General features: G+C 37.6%; 23 protein-coding genes. 6 read left to right on the top strand and 17 right to left on the bottom strand.

Annotation, left to right across the window (positions count from 1 at the left end; all coding sequences use genetic code 11):
- Window positions 1-311: 311 nt before the first annotated feature.
- The 10 genes from IGJ32_RS00990 to IGJ32_RS00945 form a co-directional block, all read right to left on the bottom strand.
- Window positions 312-1,664 carry a UDP-N-acetylmuramoyl-tripeptide--D-alanyl-D-alanine ligase gene (locus IGJ32_RS00990; protein WP_081128308.1) on the bottom strand — a complete coding sequence of 451 codons (1,353 nt, stop codon included), beginning with the start codon at window positions 1,662-1,664 and terminating at the stop codon, window positions 312-314.
- Window positions 1,665-1,740: 76 nt separating this feature from the next.
- Entirely contained in the window at window positions 1,741-2,817 is a 1,077-nt protein-coding gene (locus IGJ32_RS00985) for a D-alanine--D-alanine ligase (protein WP_010720335.1), read from the bottom strand.
- A gap of 169 nt (window positions 2,818-2,986) precedes the next feature.
- The gene (locus IGJ32_RS00980) at window positions 2,987-3,352 is read right to left on the bottom strand and encodes a DUF2512 family protein (RefSeq protein WP_034698720.1); all 366 of its coding nucleotides are present in this window, start codon (window positions 3,350-3,352) and stop codon (window positions 2,987-2,989) included.
- A 126-nt stretch (window positions 3,353-3,478) separates the two neighbouring features.
- Window positions 3,479-3,943, bottom strand: a complete 465-nt coding sequence (locus tag IGJ32_RS00975; protein ID WP_088745039.1) for a YaiI/YqxD family protein — start codon at window positions 3,941-3,943, stop codon at window positions 3,479-3,481.
- A complete protein-coding gene (locus IGJ32_RS00970; protein WP_094940636.1) occupies window positions 3,927-5,303 on the bottom strand; it encodes a hypothetical protein in 1,377 nt (458 codons plus the stop codon). The genes IGJ32_RS00975 and IGJ32_RS00970 overlap by 17 nt, the downstream gene beginning before the upstream one ends.
- A gap of 428 nt (window positions 5,304-5,731) precedes the next feature.
- Window positions 5,732-6,223, bottom strand: a complete 492-nt coding sequence (locus tag IGJ32_RS00965) for a GNAT family N-acetyltransferase (protein ID WP_010736856.1) — start codon at window positions 6,221-6,223, stop codon at window positions 5,732-5,734.
- A 23-nt stretch (window positions 6,224-6,246) separates the two neighbouring features.
- Window positions 6,247-6,846, bottom strand: a complete 600-nt coding sequence (locus IGJ32_RS00960) for a TVP38/TMEM64 family protein (RefSeq protein ID WP_342081906.1) — start codon at window positions 6,844-6,846, stop codon at window positions 6,247-6,249.
- 144 nt (window positions 6,847-6,990) lie between these two features.
- Complete coding sequence (udk, locus tag IGJ32_RS00955) at window positions 6,991-7,620, bottom strand: uridine kinase (RefSeq protein WP_010720341.1); 630 nt, start codon at window positions 7,618-7,620, stop codon at window positions 6,991-6,993.
- 83 nt (window positions 7,621-7,703) lie between these two features.
- The gene (locus tag IGJ32_RS00950; protein WP_010720342.1) at window positions 7,704-8,399 is read right to left on the bottom strand and encodes a YjjG family noncanonical pyrimidine nucleotidase; all 696 of its coding nucleotides are present in this window, start codon (window positions 8,397-8,399) and stop codon (window positions 7,704-7,706) included.
- A gap of 12 nt (window positions 8,400-8,411) precedes the next feature.
- On the bottom strand, window positions 8,412-9,128 hold the full coding sequence (locus tag IGJ32_RS00945) for a 16S rRNA pseudouridine(516) synthase (protein WP_081128316.1): 717 nt from the start codon (window positions 9,126-9,128) through the stop codon (window positions 8,412-8,414).
- 327 nt (window positions 9,129-9,455) lie between these two features.
- On the opposite strand from IGJ32_RS00945, the gene IGJ32_RS00940 reads away from it, so the two are divergent.
- The 3 genes from IGJ32_RS00940 (at window position 9,456) to IGJ32_RS00930 (ending at window position 12,257) form a co-directional block, all read left to right on the top strand.
- Window positions 9,456-10,064, top strand: a complete 609-nt coding sequence (locus IGJ32_RS00940) for a 50S ribosomal protein L25/general stress protein Ctc (RefSeq protein ID WP_010736853.1) — start codon at window positions 9,456-9,458, stop codon at window positions 10,062-10,064.
- Window positions 10,065-10,279: 215 nt separating this feature from the next.
- Window positions 10,280-10,603, top strand: coding sequence for a DUF960 domain-containing protein (locus IGJ32_RS00935; RefSeq protein ID WP_010720345.1), 324 nt, complete (start codon window positions 10,280-10,282; stop codon window positions 10,601-10,603).
- Between the two features lie 268 nt (window positions 10,604-10,871).
- A complete protein-coding gene (locus IGJ32_RS00930; RefSeq protein WP_063626437.1) occupies window positions 10,872-12,257 on the top strand; it encodes an MATE family efflux transporter in 1,386 nt (461 codons plus the stop codon).
- Window positions 12,258-12,379: 122 nt separating this feature from the next.
- Here the strand turns inward: IGJ32_RS00930 and IGJ32_RS00925 are convergent, their stop codons facing one another.
- Both IGJ32_RS00925 and IGJ32_RS00920 read right to left on the bottom strand, forming a co-directional pair.
- Window positions 12,380-13,237: a DUF2382 domain-containing protein gene (locus IGJ32_RS00925; protein ID WP_063626436.1), complete on the bottom strand. Its 858-nt coding sequence runs from the start codon at window positions 13,235-13,237 to the stop codon at window positions 12,380-12,382.
- Between the two features lie 336 nt (window positions 13,238-13,573).
- Window positions 13,574-14,899 (bottom strand): hemolysin family protein, encoded by a 1,326-nt coding sequence (locus IGJ32_RS00920; protein ID WP_010736850.1) that lies wholly within the window; start codon window positions 14,897-14,899, stop codon window positions 13,574-13,576.
- Window positions 14,900-15,466: 567 nt separating this feature from the next.
- Between IGJ32_RS00920 and IGJ32_RS00915 the strand changes: the two genes are divergently transcribed.
- Together IGJ32_RS00915 and IGJ32_RS00910 are read left to right on the top strand one after the other, a co-directional pair.
- On the top strand, window positions 15,467-16,204 hold the full coding sequence (locus tag IGJ32_RS00915; protein ID WP_081128321.1) for a hypothetical protein: 738 nt from the start codon (window positions 15,467-15,469) through the stop codon (window positions 16,202-16,204).
- Window positions 16,205-16,236: 32 nt separating this feature from the next.
- On the top strand, window positions 16,237-16,506 hold the full coding sequence (locus IGJ32_RS00910) for a hypothetical protein (RefSeq protein ID WP_051641764.1): 270 nt from the start codon (window positions 16,237-16,239) through the stop codon (window positions 16,504-16,506).
- A 70-nt stretch (window positions 16,507-16,576) separates the two neighbouring features.
- Here the strand turns inward: IGJ32_RS00910 and IGJ32_RS00905 are convergent, their stop codons facing one another.
- The 4 genes from IGJ32_RS00905 to rpsO all read right to left on the bottom strand — a co-directional run bounded on the left by IGJ32_RS00905 (window position 16,577) and on the right by rpsO (window position 21,765).
- Window positions 16,577-18,571, bottom strand: a complete 1,995-nt coding sequence (locus IGJ32_RS00905) for a KUP/HAK/KT family potassium transporter (RefSeq protein ID WP_010736848.1) — start codon at window positions 18,569-18,571, stop codon at window positions 16,577-16,579.
- Window positions 18,572-18,697: 126 nt separating this feature from the next.
- Entirely contained in the window at window positions 18,698-18,955 is a 258-nt protein-coding gene (locus IGJ32_RS00900) for a GlsB/YeaQ/YmgE family stress response membrane protein (protein ID WP_010720351.1), read from the bottom strand.
- A 234-nt stretch (window positions 18,956-19,189) separates the two neighbouring features.
- Entirely contained in the window at window positions 19,190-21,313 is a 2,124-nt protein-coding gene (gene pnp / locus IGJ32_RS00895) for a polyribonucleotide nucleotidyltransferase (RefSeq protein ID WP_342081904.1), read from the bottom strand.
- A 182-nt stretch (window positions 21,314-21,495) separates the two neighbouring features.
- The gene (gene rpsO / locus IGJ32_RS00890; RefSeq protein ID WP_010720353.1) at window positions 21,496-21,765 is read right to left on the bottom strand and encodes a 30S ribosomal protein S15; all 270 of its coding nucleotides are present in this window, start codon (window positions 21,763-21,765) and stop codon (window positions 21,496-21,498) included.
- 248 nt (window positions 21,766-22,013) lie between these two features.
- Here rpsO and def point away from each other — a divergent pair, with 248 nt between their 5' ends.
- Window positions 22,014-22,577: a peptide deformylase gene (def, locus tag IGJ32_RS00885; protein WP_010720354.1), complete on the top strand. Its 564-nt coding sequence runs from the start codon at window positions 22,014-22,016 to the stop codon at window positions 22,575-22,577.
- Window positions 22,578-22,721: 144 nt separating this feature from the next.
- On the opposite strand, the gene IGJ32_RS00880 is transcribed toward def, so the two are convergent.
- A complete protein-coding gene (locus IGJ32_RS00880) occupies window positions 22,722-23,798 on the bottom strand; it encodes a hypothetical protein (RefSeq protein ID WP_256733883.1) in 1,077 nt (358 codons plus the stop codon).
- Window positions 23,799-23,801: the final 3 nt, after the last annotated feature.

Below are 23,801 nucleotides of genomic sequence, written 5' to 3'. Positions count from 1 at the left end.
TATATGGTTGTTAACTGAGGATGTAGCTTAATTTTTGCTACCCCGTCGATTGTTCGGTCAAAGTGTTTGGTTCTTTTTGACAGTGGCCACGTACGTTTTTACTCATTCTTAGCCCCTGTGGCACCACCGAAAAATCACTTTGCGAAGTTTAGGCATTAGAAAAGCCAAACGGGTCGCGTTCAGCTTTATCATTGTTATGACATCTGGCTCTAGCAATTTACATAAACGAAAGAACCAGTCCAATTTCTCTTCATCTTTCGGCAATAGGTTATTCTAGCATAATTTCTTATTTTCTGCAAGTTTGCAGTTTATTATTTCATTCCTTGCAATTGTTTAACGACATCAATCAATCCCATTCCATTGCTTCCTTTTAAAACGATGCTATCTTCCGGACGTATTTCTTCTTTCACCGTTGCAATGAGTTGTTCTTTATCTGTTTCAAAATATTGTACGTATAAATCTGGATACTTTTCGTTCAACTTTTCATATAATGCTTTCATTTTGGGCCCATATAAATAGACTCCCGCAAAATTAGCTGGATCAAGATGTTCAGCCATACTTGCGTGCATCTTCAAAGCATCTGGTCCTAATTCCAGCATGTCCGCAAGTACAGCAAGTCTTCTCCCTTTTGTTGGTAAGTTGGCAAAAGTATCTAAGACCAATCCCATTGCTGTAGGATTCGCATTATAGACATCACTTAGAATCCCCGCACCATTTCCAGCACTTAGCCACTCCGTACGATTTTGCGTCACTGTGACACTTGCTAAACCTAGACGGATGGCTTCCGTTGGCAGACCAAAAAATTGCCCAACAGCATAAGCAATCAACGCATTGGTGACATTATAACTTCCAGGAAGAGGAATCATGAACGATTCATCATTGACGATAAAATGTGTGGCTGTTTTCTCTTCACTCGTTACCTCCGCCTGTAGCTGCCCTGTATTTAATCCAAACGTTTCAATTTTTTGAGTCAAACTTTCAGTCAAAGGTTTCAATAATGGTTCTTCTTCTGGGATAATCAACAGCCCATCTTCTCTCAAACCATCAACAATTTCCATTTTTGCTTGCGCGATTCCTGCTCGTGAGCCAAGGTTTTCAATATGTGCTTCACCAATCATCGTAATAGCCGCTACTTTAGGTCGGGCAATCAAAGAAAGCTCAGTGATCTCTCTGGCATGATCCATCCCCATTTCTAAAACGATTTTTTCGGTATCCATCGGCATGTGCAAAATCGTATAAGGCAATCCAATATTATTGTTGTAATTTCCTTGTGTTTTATAGGTTTTGTACTTTTGAGCTAAAACTGAAGCAGTCAAATCTTTTGTCGTTGTTTTCCCATTACTTCCCGTAATTGCCACCACTTCAGCCCCAACTTTCGCTAGGTAGTACTTCGCCAGATCTTGCATTGCTTTTAGTGGATCATCCACAAGAATCACTCGAATCCCACTAGGTGCTTTGGACGCTTCCAGACTCCAAAAAGTAGCAACCGCTCCATTATCCATGGCTTGTTGAATAAATTCGTGTCCATCTCTTGCTCCTTTTAGCGGCACGAACAACCCACCTTTTTCAATCTTGCGACTATCGAACTCCACACCTGTGATTTCCGTTAAATCATTCATTACGCTTCCTACAGCTTGAGCGATTTCTTGTACTGTTAGTTTCATAAAAAACCCGCCTTTTCGCATTTAGAAGCCGGAACAAATGTGAATGACATTCGCCCCAGCTTCTATTTTTATTTGTCTATTCGTTTGCTTCAAAAAAACCTTGTCGTTGATTAAAACGATTGATTCCTAATTGAATCAATTCTTCGATCAAATCGCCATACTTCAAGCCCATGTTTTCCCACAATAATGGATACATGCTAAATTGCGTGAATCCAGGCATTGTATTTAACTCATTTAGGAATAGTTCATTTTTATTCGTCAAGAAGAAATCACAACGGCTCAAGCCACTCCCACCTAGCATTGTATACGCAATTTTTGCATATTCCTGCGCTTTTTGATAGACCTCTTCCGGTACTTCAGCTGGGATTTGCATTTCAATCTTATTGTTGATGTATTTCGCATCATAATCATAGAATGCAACATCTTTGACTACTTCACCAGGTAATGTGGTACGCACGTCTTCATTCCCTAAAACAGCTACTTCAATTTCACGTGCTTCGATTCCTTGCTCAACGATCGCACGAGAATCATATTGATAAGCTAATGCAAGCGCATTTTGCAGCTCTTCACGGTTCTCCGCTTTAGAGATCCCTACACTTGAACCCATATTTGCTGGTTTGACAAACATTGGGTAAAGCAAAGACCCTTCACATTGATCAAAGATTTTTTTAGGATTTTCTTTCCATTGATTTTTCAAAACAGGGACATAAGGAACTTGTGGTACCCCTGCCGCTTGCAAAATGTATTTGGTCATGATCTTATCCATTGCACAAGCACTTGTTAAAACGCCAGCGCCGACATATGGCAAGTTCAATGTTTCCAAAAATCCTTGAATCGTTCCATCTTCACCATTAGGTCCGTGTAAGACAGGGAAAACAATCGTTCCTTCTTCTTTGATTTCTCCAGGATTGATCACTCTTCCCGTAAAGCCATCTGTCACTTTTCCGCTTGGGTCCCATGTCAAATGTAAGTCTTCTTTGCTCGCTGGTTTCTCTGTTAACAAAGGGCCTTTCACCCATTGACCTTCTTTGCTGATAAATATCAGTTGAACTTGATAGTACGTATAATAAATAGCATTTAAGACTGAAAACGCTGAAAGAACTGAAACATCATGTTCTGCACTGCGTCCACCATATAGTAAAGTAATCTTCAAAAGATTGTCCTCCCGTATCCAATATCTTTCACTTTTACTTCATATTTTAGCACAAAATCAAAAGAATCAAACAGCTTATTTTTCAAAAAGTCGATAAACTTATTTGTTAAATCAAGAAAAAAGGCACGGCATCGCTGCCTGCGCCTCTTTTTCGATTGTTGTTTTTCATCTATTCCATCTTTCGTTCATCAGGGACAATCCCTTGATTTAACAACCATTTATGGAAGAACCATTCTCCTATGCCAATTAATAAAGCAGGAATCAAAACTTTCATCCAGATGTTCGTCATATCATTCATAAAATAAAGATATACCCACAAAATGACTGCGGAAGAACCGGCATCTGCGATCGTCGCCGCAATATTCCCCACCTTTCGCAAAATGAGTAAATCACCTAATACATAAATCATCACAACGATAATGACCCCAACAATTGTCGAATCCATGAAGCTAACCCCGTATAATCCTGTTAATACGATCCATAAAATCGCCCAAATCATGATTGCTTTTACAATTAATGCTTTTACATGTTTCATTTTCCACTCTCTCCCCTCAGATTAGAAAAAAATTAGATAATAAAATATCTTTAATTATTTTATCATTTTAAAGACAATACAAGCAAAGATATCGTACTAATTGAGGGGAAAACAAACCTATTGTCGCTACTCATTGTTTGAAGATAACTTGACTTGTTCAAGTGCTTGAATTAATGCCTGTCTAAAGTTTTGATGATCTTGAGTGGTAAAAGGTTTAGGTCCTCTAGTTCGAAGACCTGCTTTGCGCAACCTTCCACTTTGGTAACGTTGTTCTAACAAGGAGTCAATCGTTGTTGCACTAAATTCTTTACCCGTTTGATGAAACACTCGTACCCTCTTTGGTAAAACTAAAGAAGCTAACCCATAATCTTGTGTGATTAGAATATCTCCTTTGCGAATCAAGCCCACAATGCGGTAATCTGCGCTATCTGCGCCTTGATCAACGTACACAAAATGAACATACGCTGGATATTCTTTATGGGTGTAATGAGCCACGCTCGTCACGATCATGACTTCCACTTGATACAAACCAGCAATTTCAATTACATCTTCCTTAACCGGCGAACCATCTCCATCAATCAGTATTCGCATGATGTCGCACCTCTCGTTTCCATAATAGATAAACACCCAGCACACCAAGGAGTAACCAGCTGATGTTCCCCCACTTAGCGTATTCCATTAATTGCACACTGATCGTAGGAACTCTTAACTTGTCAGTCAACTGCAACAACACTGCAACAGGTAGTTCTAGCCAACGGGTAAGAACTAGTAACAGCCCCATCAAGAGAAACTGATGGACCACACTCCCTTTGTTTTGTGTCGTAAATTTAATGATGACTCGTTGATCCATGGGAATATCCGTATCAGTGTCATAACACACACGATTTAACCAACCGCTGATCACAGCATGACAAAAACTTAAGAAAAACAATCCAATCACAAACGCAGTCGGGATCAATAAAATCAATAAAGAGAGAGATAGTCCGATCAACTGGACGATCACTGGAGGATAGGGGAAACTACGTAAGATACGATTACCAATCAGCTTAGCGACGACCATTCCAGCAATATAAGGTAGATACATATAAGTGGCTAAATGATCAAATCCATACAAAACTCCTACATAAAATGTACTAAACAAAAAGAGAAAGTTCCCCACCATTCCACTCAAAAAATTCATGAGATTGAGCCAACTTGGAAACTGCCAATTTTTTTTGCCTCGCCCTAAATAAAAAGCGGCTAAAACAAATAAAAAGAGAAAAACATAAATTGTAAGATCAAACAGTTCTGGCTCAACGAGCAAGCGTGCATTTCGAAGCAAAAACAATAAGACAAAAAACACAATGAACAGCACAAATTCTTTCGTGACAAAAATCGTCGTTTTCATCTCTTTAAAATCCAATTCATATCTAGGATAATGGCTGATGGTGTGATAAGCCATGATATAAAACAATGTATAAAGCCCTAACGTCACAACGATTTGGGTCGTACCTGACAACTCGATCGAGCGAAAAAGCAAAACCAATAATAGTAGCGCAAAGATATATTTTTTGCCTGTCATATTCGTAAAACCCTGTCGCTTTTCATGGTAATTAACAGTCACATTTGCTGGAAGTAGCCAAGCTGCACTAAATCCCAATAAAATACTAGACAAATAAAACAAGGGGAAATAGAGCACACCAAAGATCCCTAATAACGAACCCGCCCCTCCCATCAAAAGAGCAATCATCAGTAATGTATAACTATCTAGACCTAAACGAATACTGCGGATCAAAAACAATCCCGTCATACGGAAAGTATAAAATAAGGTAAACGGTAAAATCGAAGCCCAGTTAGCCCCATCGCTCAAATTCAGAAATAAAAGATAAGGAATAAATATAACCGTATTAGCTAAAATAAAAGGTGTTGATTGCGTAAAATTACGACCAAATTGTTTGATTTTCTCGAACATAAAAAAACTCCTTAGCGAGTAATTACAAAACTTATTTTTCATTCATTCTAGCATTAATCATAAGTAGAAACCAATTTTAGCCGATACTCTCAACTAAGAATTCCGACTTATAACGAGCGATAACCTATTGCGACACGTCTTCTTGTCAGTAATAGTAACACTCAAGCCAAACAAACCACGAAAGATTGCCCATAAAAAATAGGACATTACCCAGAATCTCTTCTGACTAATGTCCTATCTTACTGGTACTTGAGTTTTTGTGAACTCAAGCAGACAAGCCCTTCTCCACAAAAGTCTTGCCCGACACCCTTGCATTCCGGCAAGTGATCACATCATGATCTTGTGTCTCCAAAATCAATTAGGCGCATCTGTAAACCAGAGGCCTTCTCGACCCGTCGCATGTCGTTACTTTAACACATATCCCAAAGTTATGCGAGTCTTTTTTTCATTTGATAATCGACCATTTGAAATCCTTGACCAATATCCGAGATCAGTTCACCAGCCATTTCAAAACCTTGATGAAGGTAAACGGCGATGGCTTGAGCATTGCCTTGATTGACACGTAGAAAAATCTCTTTGATTCCTTGTTCTCTAGCGATAGTTTCGTACCACTGAAAAAGAGCCGACGTCAATCCCTTCCCTCTGAATTGATTCATTAAGTATAACTTACTCAAATATATTTTGGAGGCTATTACCTCATAGGCGGTATATCCGACCGTTTGCCCTTGCTCTTTTAAGAGAAAATACTGCACACCTTCCGCCACTTCTTTTTCAATCTGTTGTTTTGATTGATAGGTAGCCAGCATATAGTCCACTTGTGCTTGCCCAATGATCGGAACAAATGCTTCTGGCCAAACTTCCTTGATTACTGATACCAACTCGTCAATTTCAGTTGAGGTTACCTTGACTTTTTCTAACATTCTTTTTCTTTCCTCTCTTACTGCTAAAAATTTCCTTGTGCTTTCTGGAACAGATACAACATAATCAAACTATACGCACCGACAGACCAAGGTTTCAATAATAGGACAATTTGGATATATTCCTTAAAAGATATTTTAGTTAACCCTGCGATCAGACAAACCAAGTCATCAGGCGCAAAAGGAATCAACATGGTCAAACATAGTACTTTTTTGATATCCTTCGTTTTCTGTGTCAGTAATTGGTCGAATTTTTGGTACTTTTTGGGCGATAAAATAAGTTGTACAAAACTAACGCCATAATAACGAACCAATAAAAAACCAATGGCTTCACCGATAATCAATCCAATACAGCTATAAAGTAATCCCCAGCCATTTCCAAACATCAACAAGCCTGCCACTGAAGAAATTCCTCCAGGTAGTATTGGGATGATCACTTGAATGATCTGCAGGAGAATAAAAATCACTACTGCATACTCCCCAAATTGTTGGATGAAGCGTTGCAAAGAAGTGGTTGATCGAAAGATCCCATGTTGATAAGCATAAATGATTAACACCAAAAAGAACAATAAGCCAATAATCGGGATTACTCGGATATATTTATGTAAATGATTGTGATCGTTCATTTTCAGTCTCTCCACCTTTTAGCGCTACTTTTCATTAAGAATCGTTGCAAAAGTAAACGTTTCACTTGATAAATAAGTCGAAGAATCGAAAATAGCTTCTCCTATTTTCATGATTCTTCGACTTATCCTATTGGTTTCTTTGTTTTATTTATGATCCAAAAAACTAGCAACTTTTGTCGTAATCAAATCGATCGCTACGTGATTTTCGCCACCTTCTGGCACGATGATATCGGCGTAACGCTTAGTTGGTTCGATGAACTGATGATACATCGGTTTAACCACAGTCAAATATTGTTCGATCACGGAATCCAACGTTCTGCCACGTTCTTCCATATCTCGTTTGATTCTGCGGATGATACGGATATCATCGTCTGTATCTACATATACTTTGATATCCATCAAGTCACGTAGATTTTCATCTTCTAGAATCAAAATGCCTTCTAATATAATTACTTCTTTAGGCTCTTGGATGATTGTTGCTTGACTTCTTGTATGTGCAACATAATCATAAACTGGTTTTTCAATGGCGTTATAGTTCAGTAGTTCTTTCACGTGCTGAATCAGCAGATCATTATCAAAGGCAAAGGGATGATCATAATTCGTATTCAATCGTTCTTCAAAGCTCAAATGGCTTTGATCTTTATAATAAGAATCTTGTTCAAGCATCATGATGGAATGGTCTGGGAAATTATTGAAAATGGCACGACTTACGCTTGTTTTACCGCTTCCTGATCCACCCGTCACACCAATGATAATTGGCTTGCTTTTTGTCATTGACTAAAACCTCTTTCATATCCGTTTTTACATTCTTATCTATTATAGCGAAAATACACGAAAATGCTATATTTTTCTGAAAATTAATGCTTCTCGATTTCCAAAAGAGGATAAAGTTCTGCTAACGAATCAATCCGATAAGTCGGTACGATTTCTGGAATTTCCGGCAACCGATTTTTGTTAAACCAAATCGTATCAATTCCTGCCAAGTTCCCTCCTTTAATATCTGAGGTCAATGAATCGCCAATAATAACTGTTTTTTCTTTTTCAAATTGAGGAATCTGTGAAAAGACATGATCAAAAAATTCTTTCATTGGTTTTTGGGCGCCCACATCTTCTGAAACAAAAATTTTTTTGAAATAGCCCAACATTTTCGCATCAGTCAAACGTTGATATTGCGTTTTCGATACCCCGTTTGTCACAATATAAAGATCCGCTTGTGAAGATAACGTCTGAAGCAGTTCATGACTTCCCTCAATCAAATCATGCCCCTGATTCAAGTAATGTCTGTATCTTTTCTCCATAGCTAAACTATCAACTGTTTTACCAAATTGTTGAAATAGTAGTCCAAAACGACTCCCGGTAACCTCTTCTCTCGTCATATTCCCTTTTTCAAATTCACGCCATAAGTGATGATTTAATGCCTTATAACTTGTTTTCACTTCTGGTGTCAATTCAATTCCTTGCTCTGCAAATAATTCATTTAATGCTTTTGCTTCTGTCATCTGAAAATCAAGTAACGTATCGTCTACATCGAATAATAAAGTATGATAATTCATTTTTTTTCTCTCCTATTTAAAATATATTTTCAATTGCTTTAATTCGGTTAATGTCAGTGAACGATAGGCACCTTCAGCAAGTTGGTCATCTAACTGTAAAGGTCCCATCATTAGTCGCTTTAGCTTTGTCACTTTTTTACCACGTGCAAGGAACATCTTTTTTACCTGATGAAATTTTCCTTCTTGTATCGTTACTCGTACTCGACTGCTGTTTTTGGATGTTTCCATGATTGTTAATTGTGCAGGTAAACAACGATAGCCACCCTCAAAAACAATTCCTGCTTGAAAAGCTTCGATATCTGAAGCTGTCACTTGTTCATTGATCTGCGCCTCATAAGTTTTGAAGACTTTTTTATCAGGCAGCAACATTTCATATCCCAACTGACCATTTGATGTCAGTAATAGTAGTCCTGTGGTATCACGATCCAAGCGTCCGACAGGATAGAGCGGCTTCGCTCGATCCGCTGAAGCAATCAAGTCTAACACGGTCATTTTTGTTTGGTCTTTAACTGCAGTCACAGCACCACTCGGTTTATTCAATAAGTAATAGACTTCGTTTGTCGTTAAACGCTTACCTGAGACTTCGATCTCATGAATCAAACTATCCACATTTCGGTTTTGGCAAAATTCGACACAACCATCAATTTTCACTTGTTTTGATGCAAATAAACGCTTCATCTCTTTTCGAGTCGTTTGTAAAGTTTCTTCAATTAATTTATCTAAACGCATGGTGCTTTCCTTTCTTAGCCTAACAAGCATTATAACCCGAAAGAGAGTAGATGCAAATAAGAAAGCCATTGTTATTCCTTGACTTAAATTCAGATTCGCGCTACGGTTAAAGAGTAAAGTGAATTGGATTTCTCATACACAGCGTAATGACCTGGTGGAGAAAAGTTGAATCCTGACTTTCTAAAGGTAGATGCGCGCATCTACCTTTTTGCGTTTTTTAAGCGCCCTAGCCAATAATGTGCACGAGAATAGCCGTCGAAAGTTCACTTAAATAAAATCTGTTGGTCTACGTTGCCGACAGTCACATTTTAAGGAGGAATTTTGGTTATGTCAGTATCATTAGAAGTAAGTAAGAGAGAAGTACGTCCCCGTTCATTGAGAAATAAATTGCGTCATGAAGGTAAAGTTCCAGCTATTGTTTATGGGTACAATGTTGAAAGTACTCCGATTGCTATTGATGGACAAATATTCAGTAAATTATTACGTGAAAATGGCGCAAATACAGTAATCACAATGACGATTGATGGAAAAAAAGTCAACACGTTGGTTCATAAAGTCCAAACGAATACCTTTACCAACCATTTTGAACATGTGGAATTTCTATCTGTGAACATGTCAGAAGAAACTGAAGTCGAAACTGAAATCGTTCTTGTTGGCGAAGCTGCAGGTGTAAAAGCTGGTGGTGTCTTAGCACAAAACCTTTACACTGTGATCGTCTCTGCTACACCAAGCAACTTACCAGAACGTATCGAAGTTGATGTAACAAACCTAAATCTAGGCGATGCAATCACAGTAGCCGATCTACCTGAAAACAACGATTATAAAGTCGTTTCTGATGGTGAAGAACAAATTGCTGCAGTAGCAGCTCCAACTGAGGAAGCTGAAACTACTGATGAAGAAAGCGAACCAGAAGTTATTGGTTCAACGGAAGAATAACAAGTGACTTGTTCGTGTCAAAAGCGTTGGTAACCTTCGCTTTTGGCACGTTTTTTTCTCTCCTTAAAAAAAACTTATACTTTGAAAAAAAGTACACGATTTTTGTTGCATTTTTAAAAAAAGTCTATTAGAATGAACCATCGTTACAGTAAATCGTTTATCCTAAATGAAGAAATAAAACATGTCTATTCGATAAAACGAAGGAGGTTAAACAGATGTTTGAAAGTTTTGACAGTAGTCGTAACCGGTATGCCTCTGTAGGTGTTGTATCAAGTTTACCAGATGAACTGATTGATAGTATCTGGTTTATTATTGACCTAGACCTTAAGGGAGTCATCCCCTTAGATAATATGTTAGCCTTTGATTTAATCGACAATAATGGAAAAGTAACTATGCATTTTTCGCAAGCTGGTAGTGATGTTGAGATGGGAATCGATTTACCGTTTCACTATTCATCAAGTTTTCCAAGCCAAGTATATGCTTATGATGATGGTACTAGAGAAACCATTCTTTTACCCAGCGAGATAAGACAGTATTAAGGTTCACAACCATTCGTTGTCCCTTTTGATTTGTACGCCCAGGCCAAGTAGTTGATCCTTTGAATTTATTCTTTGCGTTTCATTCTTTGAATTTATTCAGCGATTCAATTCTTGGCTTGTTTTATAATGCACATCATTGAAAATATCTTTGAAAATGAATCTGCAATACATTGAAAGTTATCAAAATTATTTCATTTTTACCTAGTAATCTCAGGATAAACACTATATACTACTAACTAAATTTTATAGACAATAAGGAGTTTAAAAAATGCGCGATTTAACAAAAGGAAGTCCAGCTAAACTAATCTTAATGTTCACCGTTCCTTTACTTATTGGTAATGTCTTTCAGCAATTTTACAACATGGTCGACATGATCATCGTTGGTCAAACATTAGGGAAAAATGCGCTGGCTGCTGTTGGTGCAACCGGAAGCTTGACCTTTTTAATCCTTGGCTTCGCTCAAGGTCTTACTGCTGGATTAGCGATCATCACAGCTCAGCGTTATGGTGCAAAAGATTATCGTGGTCTTAAGAAAAGTTTTGCTGCAAGTGTTGTTATCAGTTTGGTTGTCACTATTGCATTAACCGTCCTTAGTTTAGTATTTATTCGTCCGATGCTGCAATTGATGCAAACGCCCGTTGAGATTATTGACCAAGCACAAACGTTCATTTCAATCATCTTACTAGGGATTTTCGCATCTATGAGTTTTAACTTGCTTTCAAATGTTATTCGCGCGCTTGGAGATAGCCGGACACCACTTTTCTTTTTGATTATTGCAGTGGTTGTCAACGTTGTGCTTGATTTGATTTTCATCATTTCTTTTGGAATGGGTGTCGAAGGCGCAGCAATTGCAACGGTTATTGCCCAAGTTTGCTCAAGCCTACTATGTTTAGTTTATATCAAGAAAAAAATTCCTTTGTTGCAATTACGTAAAAAAGATTTTCACTTTGATAAAGAAGAGATTCGTGTTCATTTAAACGCTGCTCTTCCAATGGCTTTTCAATCATCCATCATCGCCATTGGCGCCATCGTCCTTCAAGCTGCGTTGAACAGTTTAGGAACAGATGTCGTAGCCGCTCAAGCAGCAGCCAGCAGAATTGACCAATTTGCTAACCAACCAATGATGTCCTTCGGGATTGCTATTGCAACATTTACTGCTCAAAATTATGGTGCAAAAGAATATGGTCGAATTTTAAAAGGTGTTAAGCAAACACTTATGATGAGTATTGGCTTTAGTGTTGTTGCAGGTGCGATCGTGATTTTCTTCGGTCATTCACTTATGCAGTTGTTTGTTTCACCGACAGAGACTCGTGTCTTTGAATTAGCTCAAACTTACTTCAATATCAATGGTTCCTTATATTGGATCTTAGCGATTTTATTTATCTTACGTTACACACTACAAGGACTTGGTCAAAGTAAGATTCCAACACTCGCAGGAATGATGGAATTAGTCATGCGTTCATTTGCAGCAATCATTTTAACTGGTTTACTTGGTTATACGGGTGCTGCAGCTGCTTCACCACTTGCTTGGGCAGGATCTGTCGCTGTTCTACTATACTCTTACTTGCGTTCAATGAAACAACTTAAATCTTTCGAGAATGAACAACAATACGCTATGGATGATCCTGAAATCCAGTACAATAGTATCCAATAAAAGAAAAAAAGACATTTCTCTCATCGATCAGATAAGCAGAAATGTCTTTTTTATTAGCAATTTACATGATGTTCCGTTCAAAAAACGAAGGAGTCTGGTTAGATGATTTTAGCGATCAATTATTATATATGATCATTTTTACGAGTATTTTCATCCGTATCTTCTACTCGAACGTCTCCTTTTGTATCAATATCCAACTCTTCACGACTTACTTCTTCCGTCACTTGTTTCATATCTTCATGCTCTTTTTTGTGAATACCTACCTCTTCACGTACTACAGTATGTTTATTGACATCAATTTGTTCTTCTTTAAGAGGAATTGTAATCGTTTCGTCTTCCAAAGAATCATCTGAAATATTATCGCTTGCTTCAGCATTTACTGGTTTTCTTTCGATAACGATTTCTTCACGCTTCACAGGGACTTCCACTGTTTTAGTATCATTAACAACGTGTTTATGGATATCAACTTCCCCAGTTGTCACGTCATGGGTATTGACATCTAACTGTTCTTCTTTGAGTTGAATATTTTCATTATTTGTATTTAGTGTATCCGTTGGATCGGGCATATTTTGAGTCCGATCGTTTTCAACAACTGCTTCATTTGGCGCTTTGTAATCTTTAACCGTAATCACTATTTTCCCAGCGGCAATATCCTCTTTGTATGAATACAATGGATCATCGTTAACAGAATCATCCGCTTTTTCTGTATACGAATCTTCCTCATAGGTGTTAGAAGTGAACGTATCTTTGATCCGTTCCCATAGCGAGCGTTCTTCATGCGTGCCTTCAACCTCATCCACATTCGTTTCTACATCAATTCCTGATAAACCAGAAAAACCAAAATTTTGAGCAGCATCTTTTGTCGTATAGATAATGATATCGTCTCGATCGTATCCTTCATCACGCAATTGTTCGATCACTGATAAAGCTTCTTCCCTCGTACTGTAACTACCAATAACTGTTAGATTTCTTTCATTCATGTGAATCCCTCCTGTTAATAGTATGTCTGTATTTAGTGATTCCGCTTACAGATCTATTCTATCGGATATTTTTTTTTAGAACAAATATATGGTTTACAAAGTAAAAAAGATGCCAATCCATTCAGCTAAGTCGAATGGATTGGCATCAGTTCTATCGTTTAAAATCTTATGATCAAGAGATCCGTCCACCAAAATGAGTAGGAAGCTTCCGACTAAGGGACAAAAAGAAAGTATAAACATCGGTTTATTCGTTTTTGGTAGTGGTTAGAATGTTTTGTCTTACTTCTCTCATTTTTTTTGATCGTGAAATGTAGGATTTTGTTTATCCCAGATTCTTCATTCTGTTTTATTCGAATCGATACTGTTTTCTGCTATTTCTTGTTTTTTGATTTTAAAATAGTCCACATGCGTATGGTTATATTCTAACACCGTAAATTGAAAAGAATCAATTTGGATCACTGTACCTGTCTTGATGTTTTTTTCATGGTTCGACATAAATCCAGATAGTGTGATAAAAGTAGACTCTTCAAATTCAGGGATCGTAACGTGGAAATAACGACCAAAATCATCTAACGTCAATTTTCCTGAAACAATATAGCTCCCATCTGCTTGTTTCGCTATCAATGCTTCATCCAAATCCGTTTCATCCCGAATTTCCCCTACGATTTCTTCTAAAATATCTTCAATCGTCACTAAACCACTCGTTCCCCCGTATTCATCTTTTAAAATAGCAATATGTTTTCCTTTTTTACGCATGATCGTCAATAATTTTTTGATGGGGATCGTTTCTGAAGTAACGATTGGTTCTTCCACCAACTCATCCACTGTTAATTGATCGTCTTTAAACGACTGCTTAATCAAATCTGGTAAAGTAACATAACCAAGGACGTGATCCTTTGACCCAGAAATAACGGGGTAGCGGGTATGACCTCTTTGAATAGAAGCTTGAATTGCATCTTTCACTGTCTCACCAGCTTCAAAAACCTGCATAGAGGTTCGATCCACTTGGATATCTTTTGCCAACGTATCATCAAATTCAAAGACATTTTCTAAATAATAGTACTCTTCTTTCGTCAACTCTCCTTTTTCATAAGAATTCATAGCCACTAACGTCAATTCTTCTTGAGATAATGTCTCTTCTCCTTCTGAAACTAATTTCACACCTAATACTTTTCCTAAAGCCGCAGCAGAATGATTCAATACCCAAATAAAAGGAAACATTGCTTTATAAAAATAATGCAACGGACGTACAACAAATAAGACCACTTGCTCTGTATTCACGATACTATAACTTTTAGGTAAAAGTTCTCCGATCACCACATCGATATATGTCACTAAGATAAACCCTAACGCGACAGAAATCGTTCCGCTCAATGCTGAGCTAAACGGCAATCGACCGATCCAAGGCTCTAGTAACGCCGCCACTGAGCCTTCGCCAACCCAACCAATGATCAACCCAGTCAAGGTAATTCCTAATTGACTAGCCGACAAGTAGTTATCTAAATGATGCGTGACATGTAATGCTAATTTGGCATTCTTTACATTTTCTCTTTCTAATTGTTCTAAGCGTGAACGTCTGATTTTAACTAATGCAAATTCACTAGCTACAAAAAAAGAAGTCACCGCAATCATCAAAAATAATATGGCAAAATTAAGTACCATAACTTCCCACCTCTCTTCTCTCCCCTATTGTACCTCTTTTCGAAAAATAATTTAAATCAACGATCCACGATCACATCGGAGGTTGAGACAAAAGTGTTTAGCATCAAGAAATAAGAAGAAATTTCCGAAAATTGACAAGAAACACAAATACTTGTTTTTGATGTTGATTGTTACCTACTCGGTGCTTCTCAAATTTTTGGTAAATTTCGGCAAATTTTCCGAAGATGCTGCTTTTGTCTCACCGTGAACAAGAGGTCGTGAAAAGAGTGTTTTGACCTGAGCGTTAAGGATGGAAATCTCGAAACAGCTCCTCATGTTTTGAAAAATTCAGGCTTATTTCAAGGAGCTGATGTTTGAACACCGTTTATTCGTTTTCAGAGATACTAGAAGAGACTGAGACAAGTTTTGTCCCAGTCTCATCTTGAACAACAAAACTCTTTTAACTTAGCAAGCTTTGTCAAGCTTTTATCCAAAACTAAAATTTCATATAGCCGAAAAAAGAAGACTCTTTGTCTGATCGATTCCTTTACAATAGTTCTAGTAAAAAAATCAAAAGGAGATTATCTTATGCCCCTTAGTCAAGTTCTGAAAGAACACAAATTAATGAAAGTATCAGAAAATAGTATTCACTTGTGGAATCGAATGTTGAAAATTCACGGCTTAAGCCAAACCTTAGCCTATTTAACTACATTTAATTATGAAACTGAAAGTATCAAAAATATTATAAACAACCTTCATTTGCCAGCAGGAACAGATAAAGAACAGATTGAAACCTTGTTAAATGTTCTGGGCAAAACGGTGGTGGAATCAGGTTTTTCATCTGATCAGGAGTTACTAACCACAATTGACCAGTGGAACGCAATGCTTAAACTAAACGGTGCTGATGAAACCTTCGCTTTTCTAGCTACCTGTAACTATAATGATTCAATGATCAAATTTATCATAGCGAATCTTTACTTACCAGAAACGATAAATCCAGTCATTGAATCAGATAAAATCATTACGGCAGAGCGATCAACTATCACTTCAGATTTTCAATCCAACCAAGAACTACTAAATACGATTGACCAGTGGAACACGAGGTGTAAAGAACGTGGCCCAAACGAATGCTTAGCATCTTTGTCTAAATTAAACTATAAAGCCAGAAGTATTAAATTTATTATGGCTAACCTCCAGTTACCAAAAACAATGGACCGATTAGCCAACACACAAAAAATAGTTGAAGCAAACAAAATGAATATAATATCGAATTTCAATCAAAAAATAAAAATAATCGCAAAAAAAAAAAAACGTTACACAGCCTAAACCACATCATTAATAACCTTGAATTACCAAAGTTGGATGCTGAAATACTAAGAAAAAAAATCATTCTAAAAACTCAAAAAGTAATCGAAATTGGTGTTAAAAAACACCTCGCTAAGATGAATTTCGCATATAAAAAGACGCAAACCCAAGTTTACATAAAGCAAATGCAACAAGAACCAAATGAAATTGACATCTACCTAGGAAAATCTCACCTAAAAGATTTAAAAAGAAAAGCAATCAATAGTATTTCAAATAAACATCTAAGCGAGCCTAAAAAAGCTAAACTCTCTTTGCAACGCTAAATAGCCCAAAAACAATGGGAGAAACATTCCAAGAAATGTCTCTCCCATTGAATACTTTATTCGCTAAAGTTTAATTTTTCCGTTCTTTTAACCACGTTTTTCTTGTTACACCAATTAGTAACGGTACTGTTTCATGCTTTACTTCACTATACTCTAAACCAAACCAAGTTTCTGGCGTGGTCGCAATTTTTTTAATTGCAAGTTTTGCTTGCATGATTTGTCGTTCCCATTTGCTGAGAGTCGTCACATTTGAGATCACTTCATCAATCAAGATAAATTGGAAATCACCGACTTCTCTTCCCGGAGTTAACGAGTAAGTCTGCGGTTGTTTTGGTAATCTTCCTTGTTTCATCAAATCATGAATGATTTGACGAACATAGACATTGATTTCTTGTTGTACTCTGAATCCTAAGAAGAGATTCACTTGTACGACAAAATCAGTATCCATCATATCGATTTGGTATTCTTTCGTATAAGGTTCATCCGTCACTTCCACATGTACGAACCAATATACACGTGCTCTTTTTGGTCGTTTGTCCAGAATCGAGTAGACAAATTGTCTACCAACTTTTCCTTCGGCCATATCTGGTACTAAGAACACCACATTAGTTTGATAAAGTGGCAATGAGTGATCATCTCTTAATTCCGCTAATTGTGGAATGTAATCTTTTAATGCCACATCTTCCGCAGCAGACTCACGGATGATATTTCCTTGTTCCCAAATAAACATGACAGCTAAAATAATGATCGCCATCAACACCGCAACAAACCCTCCGTGGAAAAACTTCACGATACTTGAGATGAAAAAGATGATCTCGATCGCACCAAAAAAGAAAGACACAATCCAGGCGAACCATTTGGAATAGTTGCTTTGGATCAAATAGAAATAAAGAAGTACCGTCGTCATCAACATCGTGACAGTAATTGAAAGTCCATAGGCTGCTTCCATATGATGTGATGTTCGGAAAGTAACCACGATCAACGAACAAGCCAACCATAAAATCAAATTAACCGCGGGAATATACATCTGACCGATACTGTTTCCTGGATACATGATTTTCAAGCGTGGTAAGAGTTTTAACTTAATCGCCTCTGATACCAATGTAAATGATCCAGTAATCAAAGCCTGTGAAGCAATGACCGCAGCGATCGTAGCAAACCCAACGCCAATAATCAACCAACCTTTAGGTAACATTTGGAAAAATGGATTGAGATTATTGATTTGTTGCACCTCTTGATTTTGATAAATATTCAGTAACCAAGCCGCTTGTCCGAAGTAATTCAATACTAAGCAAAGTTTAACGTAAGGCCAACTTAAACGGATATTTAATTTCCCCACATGCCCCAAGTCAGAATACAATGCTTCCGCCCCTGTCGTAGCCAGAAAGATGTTTCCTAAAATAAAGAGACCTAATCGATTGTCTGGACTAAAAAGTAGGCGAATCGCGTAGTAGGGGTTCAACGCTCGGATCACCGTCCAGTCTTGGCTGAAATTTATTAAACCCATCACACCTAAAAAAGTAAACCATAAAAACATGATCGGACCAAACGCTTTTCCTACTATTTCGGTACCGAATCGTTGAACCATAAATAATACGAAAATGATGACTAATGTAATAATGACAATAATATTTTGATTGTTACCGAATCGATCAAAAAATTGTGGGATACCTCTTAACCCCTCGATTGCTGTCGTGACAGTCACCGCTGGGGTCAATACTCCATCAGCAAGTAAAGCAGCTCCACCGATCATTGCCGGAACGATCAAGTATTTGCTCCCTTTCCTGACCAGTGTATATAAAGAAAAAATCCCACCTTCACCGTGGTTATCTGCATTTAACGCAATCACCACATACTTGATTGTGGTAAGTAATGTTAGTGTCCAAAAAATCAATGACACCGAACCAAGGACAAATTCAGGATTGATACCTCGTAGTCCTCCGTTATCTTCTACGATGGCCTTCATTACATATAGTGGACTCGTTCCAATATCTCCGTAAACTACGCCCATCGCAACTAATAGACCAGCCATTGAAATTTTTTTAGTGTTGTGTTTTGTTGTCAATTGTCCCCCTCTTTTCTACTTTCGTTCACTATCGTATTTTCTTCACAAATCATTGATCTTTTATTTCATGTGATTTACTTAACTAGAGACCCCTACGAAGTGTCAAATCATTATACAAGATTTCATTTAGTAATGTCGACGGATATAGTCTGCTAAAAATGAATACACACCGAGACAAAAAAGAGCTCCTAGCAATGAAGGGATGAGGTAGAATCCTTTGATCGAGGGACCTAATTCACCAAGAACAAATTCTCCTAACCAGCTTCCTAAAAAACCGATCACTACATTTCCAGTGACACCGCCAGGTACATCCTCATTTAAGATCAATCCAGCGAACAGACCTAAAACGCCACCAACGATCAAAGTCAGAAAAAAATAAAGCATCTCGTTCCCTCCTTAAAAAATACACCTTTATTTTACGTTATTTTGAAAATTAGACCAAAGATTATGAATAGCTTTTATCCAAGTAAACTTTCCATAGGGATTTTAGCTATAAAAAGAAGGAGTAAGACATTGTCTCACTCCTTCTTTTTCAATGTAGCAAAAACAAGTATTTTTCACTGGCGTAGGCATTTCACCCTTCAGATTACTCTTTTTGCTATTTTATCGCTTAAACGATTATTTTGTTTCTTTTTCAGAACCCTCTTCTGTTAACATCGCTTTTCTAGAAAGATTTACGCGACCTTGTTTGTCAATCTCAGTTACTTTGACAAGGACTTCATCACCCAATTTGACTACATCTTCTACTTTATTGACACGGTCATTTGAAAGTTGAGAGATGTGAACCAATCCGTCTTTTCCTTTGATCAAGTTAACGAAAGCACCAAATTTTTCAATACGAACTACTTTTCCTAGATAGACCTCACCGACTTTTACTTCTTTGGTTAAGTCTTCAATGATCTTGATTGCTTTTTGGATCATTTCTTTATCAGATGAAGCAATACTTACTTTACCATCTTGATCGATATCGATTTTCACACCAGTTTCTTCAATGATACCATTGATTGTGTCGCCACCTTTACCGATCACATCTTTGATCTTCGCAGGGTCGATTTGGATCATTTCGATTTTCGGTGCATATGGGCTTAATTCTTCACGAGGTGCTGCAATCGTTGAAGTCAATTCTTCTAAGATTTCCATACGTGCTTGTTTTGCTTGGGCTAGCGCTTCTTTTAGGATTTGTTCCGTAATCCCTTGGATCTTAATATCCATTTGTAGAGCAGTTATCCCGTCTTTAGTTCCAGCCACTTTAAAGTCCATATCTCCCAGATGATCTTCTAATCCTTGGATATCTGTTAAAATCGTATAGTTTTCGCCATCTGAAACAAGTCCCATTGCAATCCCTGCAACTGGTGCTTTGATTGGTACACCGGCATCCATCAATGCTAATGTCCCAGCACAGATACTTGCTTGTGAAGAAGAACCATTCGATTCTAAAACTTCTGCCACTAAACGGATTGTATAAGGAAAATCTTCTTCTGAAGGAATCACTTGTGCTAGCGCACGTTCACCTAAAGCACCATGTCCGATTTCACGACGACCAGGTGATCCCGCACGCCCTGTTGAACCAACAGAAAATTGTGGGAAGTTGTAATGGTGGATGAATCGTTTGCTAACTTCTACTCCCAGTCCATCAATAATTTGGTGTTCACCTAGTGGCGCAAGGGTACAAGCAGATAATGCTTGAGTTTGTCCTCGAGTAAACAAACCTGAACCATGCACCCGTGGCAACAAGCTTACTTCTGAAGCTAGTGGACGGATTTCGTCCAATTTACGCCCATCAGGACGGATCTTGTCGATCGTGATCAATTCACGAACTACATCTTTTTCTAAGTCCTCAGTAATTTGTTTTACTTCTTTTAGTAATTGATCTTCCTCTTCATGCCCGATAAATTTTTCGGCATAAGCTTCACGAATATCGATTTTTACTTGTTCGATATTGTCTTCACGAGCTAGTTTTTCTTCTGTCATAACAGCCGTTTTCATCGTAGCATAAGAAGCATCAAAGATTTCTTTTTTCAAATCTGCATCTACTTGTAACAAAGAAACTTCCATTTTATCTTTGCCGACAGCTTGGACGATTTCTTCTTGGAAAGCAACTAATTCTTTGATTGCATCAAAACCAAATAGTAATGCTCCAAGCATATCTTCTTCAGAAACTTCTTTCGCACCACTTTCAACCATGTTGATTGCTTGTTTTGTACCTGCAACACTTAGTTCAATATCTGTTTGTTCCGCTTGTTCAACTGTTGGATTCAAGACATATTCGCCATTCACACGGCCGACTTCGACACCAGCAATTGGTCCATCAAATGGAATATCTGAAATTGATAATGCTAAAGAAGAACCTAGCATTGCAGCCATCGCAGGTGAACAATCTGTTTCAACACTCATCACGATGTTGGTTACTTGAACTTCGTTACGGAAGCCATCCGCAAACATTGGGCGGATCGGACGGTCGATCAAGCGAGCCGTTAAAGTTGCTTCTGTACTTGGACGACCTTCACGCTTGATAAATCCTCCAGGAATTTTACCGGCAGCATACATCTTTTCTTCATAGTTGATCGTCAACGGGAAGAAGTCAGTATCTTTTGCTTCTTTTGAAGCAACTGCCGCACTTAAAACTACAGTATCTCCATAGCGAACTAAAACTGCTCCGTTCGCTTGTTTTGCTAATTGACCGACTTCGATTTGTAAGGGACGGCCTCCCCATGTCGTTTTGAATATTTGTTTTTCTGACATAATTACTCCTTTTCTTTCTCGTGAAAGCAAGACGCTACTAAACAAATGAAAACCGCCAAACGTCGCTTATCCAGCTTTCATTTGGTTAGTAGGAGTCTATCATGCTTTTTTCGAGAATGGTTGTATTAGGTATTACAGTAAAAAAAGTGAGATTCATTTGAACCCCACTCTTTTTGTCAAAATTAACGGCGTAGACCTAAGCGTTTGATCAATTCGCGGTAACGTTGTACATCAGTCTTACGTAGGTAAGCTAACAAGTTACGACGGTGACCAACTTTTTTCATTAGGCCACGGTATGAATGATGATCTTTTTTATGCATACGTGCATGTTCATTCAAGTGGTTGATTTCTTCCGTTAATACAGCGATTTGTACTTCTGGAGAACCAGTATCCCCTTCATGGCGTGCATAGTCTTTGATGATTTCATTTTTACGTTCTTTTGAAATTGCCATTTCTTTCACCTCTTTCGATTATTCCCCTGTGACTGAGTAAAACGTTGGTGATTCGCTTAACCAAGTAACAGGCGATATGCCTTACGCATACAGCTATACTTTACCTGAATCTACGGGAGAAATCAAGTGAAGAATCATTAAGAAAATTTAGTTTTTAAACAAACTTTCTCCTACTTTTTAAATTTTATGTTAAACTATAATGCGAAAATAGACGTATAACTGTCTAAAAAGAAAGGGGTACATATTCCATGATCACAATGGATAATATCATCCGTGAAGGAAATCCTACTTTGCGGGAAGTAGCTGAAGAAGTTGCTCTCCCATTAAGCAAAGAAAATATCGACCTAGGAAAAGAAATGCTCGAATTCCTGAAAAATAGCCAAGATCCAATCAAAGCGGAAGAATTAAACTTACGTGGAGGAGTTGGTTTAGCTGCTCCTCAACTAGATATTTCTAAACGCATCATTGCTGTACACGTGCCAAGCCCTGATCCAGAAGTAACAGAACCCACGCTAAGTACGGTAATGTATAATCCAAAAATCCTTAGTCACTCAGTTCAAGATGCTTGCCTTGGCGAAGGAGAAGGCTGTTTATCTGTTGATCGAGAAGTACCTGGCTACGTAGTCCGCCACGCTAAGATCACGGTTTCTTATACAGATATGAATGGCGAGAAACATAAAATCCGCTTGAAAAATTATGAGGCAATCGTTGTCCAACACGAAATTGATCATATCAACGGCGTGATGTTCTACGACCATATCAACGAAAAGAATCCATTTGCCCTTAAAGAAGGCGTATTGGTGATTGAATAAAAATGATTGAAAGTTGTATTTCAATCTAAATGACTCGTAAGAAATTGAACTAAAAAGCAACATCTTCGGAAATCGCTACTCATTTTTTCGAAGATGTTGCTTTTTGACGTGGGGAGCCCCACTCCTTTTTTATATTACTAAGAATCAGCGATGTGTTCGTTGTCCATTAAACTGGTTTCTGTCTTTACTATGTCTATTTTCTCCCAACTTTTCTTCTTGTCGTTCAAGTTTACCTCCCGCTCTAGTTGTGCCTTCTACTATCTTTTTCTGCCCTAGATTCTCTGGAGATGGGCTTAACGTCAGATTCTTTTCCAACTCCAATAGGTCTATCTTGTTTGTTTTTGCCCAACGTTTTATTTCACCAATCATTTCCATCCATTTGTCTAACTGTTGTTCTCCGTTCTGTTGCGCATAGCATTGATTCTCTCGCTGAGCACGAAGTTGCTGAGTCAAGATTTTTAATTGATCTTTGCGTTCTCCTATTAGCTCATCTTTTTGCATTAATTGATTTTTAGTAATTTCTGTCTCTAATTCAGAATTTGATACTTTTAATTTATTGATCCCAACTTTAATTTTTTCAATTTGACCTTCTATTTTTTTTAATATATGTACTATTTCTGGAGTATTTTTGCATTTTATATTTTCAATTATTGTTTCTGCTTCAGATCGTAACGCAAGATCTTTCTCGCATCTTTTTCTAGCCATCAAATTAAAGAGCGTGGCATTATTACTCGGCAATTGTTTTATTTTATCCTCAACTGTATTTTTATCATATAGATAAGGTTGTATCAGAACAGCCTGCGACTTGTATATTTCCACCACGAAACCTTTCCACTTCTCTAATTCTTTTTTTGCAGAATCTAGGTCCCGCCAGTCAAATTCAGAAGAGTTTAATTCGATTTCTTGTAGTTTTGTTTGTATTTTAACTATTCGTTCTGCCACTGCTCTTAAAAATGCATTTATTTCTGAAACAGGTCGCTTATTCACCTCATCTTGTAATTTATCTGCTTGTGCTCTAAATTCTAGATCCTCTTGACAAATGGTAAGATTCTTTTTTAAGAGAGCCTTTGTGCGCCCACTTCTATCGAAATCCGATCCCCAGTTTTCATCGAACCAACTGATCGTTTGTTCAACGGTGCTTTGTTCGTATAAAAAGGGGAATTCTATTATATTTCTTTTCCGCTTTTCCAACATTTCAATACTCTTTAATTCAGATAGCAACTT

Origin of the sequence: Enterococcus sp. DIV1639a, assembly GCF_050530445.1 — a bacterium.
GTDB classification, from domain to species: Bacteria; Bacillota; Bacilli; order Lactobacillales; family Enterococcaceae; genus Enterococcus_B; species Enterococcus_B hirae.
The sequence above is the reverse complement of the archived record's forward strand: the minus strand, read 5'-3'. Positions and strand labels throughout refer to the sequence as shown.